Here is a 2116-nt window from a genome sequence, read left to right as displayed (position 1 = left end):
GAAGTGAGGTTTTTCAAACCCTCTGGCGTGAATGAAGCCATAGCGCTGCTTGCGCAAAAATGCGAGATGCGCGGGCTTTTTGCAAACACTGCTGCACTTAGCAGGATCTACGCCATCCACAACGAAAGCCTGAGCCTAAGCGCGAGCGAGATAGAGAAATTTGCAAGTCTGGGGCTCGAGCTTAGCCTGCAAAACGTAAATTTAATGGTTTATGGCCTTAGCGAGGTGAGTTACGACGAGCTTTTTGATAAAATTTTCAGCCTTTGCGATTTTCGCGTAGATTTTTATAAAATGGCTCTGAGCGGTGGATACAACGAGATGGAGCTGATAAATTATTTTTACCGCTTGATTTATAGAATTTTTCGCCTACATGCTTACGTGAAAATAAACGGCAGATTTGATTTTAAGGCGGTTTTAGGCTATCAGCCGCCCCCTTCCGTAGCCGCACAGATGCAGCGCTACGCCACTAGCTTTTCTACGCGGACGTTTTATAAAATTTTCGCTCACTTAAACGATTTGGAATTTGAACTCAAAAGTGAAAAGAACGCGGTAAAGGATGAGCTTTTGCTCGCGTCGTTTTTGAGGTTGCAGCGCATGCTGTTAAGTTCGCTCGGGCAAAAAGCAAATATTAAGTGAAATTTTAGTAATATCCCCTTGCATTTTTTGCAAAATCCTTGCCCGCAGACGCTGTTTGCGAGCTAAAATCCATAAGGAGAATTTATGAGAAACTACGAGGTTTTATTCATCGTTAAGCCCACGCTTACCGACGATGAAGTTAAAACAAAAGTCGATTTCGTCAAAGAAATCATAACCAAAAATGGCGGAGAGATCGCTTCCGTAATCGAAATGGGCGCTAGGAAGCTAGCCTATAAGATCGACAAATATGAGCGCGGAGTTTATTTCGTAATCTATTTTAAAGCCGAGCCGAACTTGATCTCCGAGCTTGTTAGAAATCTGCGCATCACCGAAGATATCATTAGATTTTTGACCGTCAAATATGAGACTAAGCGTGAAATTTCCGCTTGGGATAAACTAAGCAAAGGTATCAAATTAAGCCCTGCAAAAAAAGAGCGCGAGCCAAAAGCGCCGGTAGAGCCAAAAGAGCCTGCAGAAGCAGCCAAAGAGGGCGAATAAAGGATAAAATATGTTCAATAAAGTAGTTTTGGTAGGTAATTTGACCCGAGATATCGAGCTTAGATATCTGCAAACGGGCACCGCCGTAGGTAAAACCGGCATCGCCGTCACGCGCAGATACAATAGCTCAAACGGCGAGAAACGCGAAGAGACGTGCTTTATAGACATAGATTTTTTCGGTCGCACGGCCGAGATCGCAAATCAATACTTGCGAAAAGGCAGTAAAATTTTGATCGAAGGTCGCTTAAAGCTAGATCAGTGGCAGGATCAAAACGGACAGAACCGAAGCAAGCACTCCATCAGCGTAGATACGATGGAGATGCTAGGAAGCAATCAAGGTGGAAGCGGCGGCTATAATCAAGGCGGCAATTACGAGGGCGGCAATTATGGCGGAAGCTCCGGCGGCTATGGCGGCGGAAATTCTAACTATGGCGGCGGTAGTAATTACGGCGGCGGAAATAGCTATGCTAACAGACAAAACTCAAATTCTAGAGGCGCAAAAAACGATTATAACGCGCCTAAACAAAAAGAGCAGAGTTACGAAAGCACGATTCCGGAAGTCGACGTCGATGCCGATAAATACGATGACGGCAACGACACGATCCCATTTTAATTAAGGAAAAATCATGGCAGATAAGAGAAAATATACTAGGAAGTATTGCAAATTTACGGAGGCAAAGATCGAATTTATCGATTATAAGGACACGGCGCTGCTAAAGCATTGCCTAAGCGAGCGCTTTAAGATTATGCCGCGTCGCTTAACCGGCACTAGCAAAAAATACCAAGAGATGGTAGAAAAGGCTATCAAGCGTGCGCGCCAAGCAGCCCTTATACCTTACATCGTAGATCGCAAAGACGTGGTCGTAAATCCATTCGAAAATCTTTAAATTTTAGCGGCGTAGAGCCGCTAAAATTCTCTTTTAAACTTTAAATTTTAAAATTTTAAGTTCACCCTTATAATATCAATATATAATTTCATCAT

The 2116-nt window shown here is 43.5% G+C and carries 3 protein-coding genes and 1 pseudogene; all 4 read left to right on the top strand.

The window, feature by feature from the left end:
- Positions 1–636 (top strand): annotated as a pseudogene (locus Q0277_RS05430) (hypothetical protein); the annotation flags it as partial.
- An 84-nt stretch (positions 637–720) separates the two neighbouring features.
- Positions 721–1134 (top strand): 30S ribosomal protein S6, encoded by a 414-nt coding sequence (gene rpsF, locus Q0277_RS05425; RefSeq protein ID WP_297996281.1) that lies wholly within the window; start codon positions 721–723, stop codon positions 1132–1134.
- Between the two features lie 10 nt (positions 1135–1144).
- On the top strand, positions 1145–1747 hold the full coding sequence (locus tag Q0277_RS05420; RefSeq protein ID WP_297926309.1) for a single-stranded DNA-binding protein: 603 nt from the start codon (positions 1145–1147) through the stop codon (positions 1745–1747).
- A gap of 13 nt (positions 1748–1760) precedes the next feature.
- On the top strand, positions 1761–2021 hold the full coding sequence (gene rpsR / locus Q0277_RS05415) for a 30S ribosomal protein S18 (protein ID WP_295151385.1): 261 nt from the start codon (positions 1761–1763) through the stop codon (positions 2019–2021).
- The last annotated feature ends 95 nt before the right edge of the window (positions 2022–2116 follow it).

It is taken from the genome of uncultured Campylobacter sp. (assembly GCF_938030815.1).
Classification (GTDB): Bacteria; Campylobacterota; Campylobacteria; order Campylobacterales; family Campylobacteraceae; genus Campylobacter_B.
Note: the sequence above shows the minus strand (reverse complement) of the source record. Positions and strands in the feature narration are given on the sequence as shown.

What these genes read in the sequence shown, in the direction of transcription:
- rpsF (WP_297996281.1), top strand. Translation starts at nt 721, where the DNA reads ATGAGAAACTACGAGGTTTTATTCATCGTTAAGCCCACGCTTACCGAC.
- Q0277_RS05420 (WP_297926309.1), top strand. Translation starts at nt 1,145, where the DNA reads ATGTTCAATAAAGTAGTTTTGGTAGGTAATTTGACCCGAGATATCGAG.
- rpsR (WP_295151385.1), top strand. Translation starts at nt 1,761, where the DNA reads ATGGCAGATAAGAGAAAATATACTAGGAAGTATTGCAAATTTACGGAG.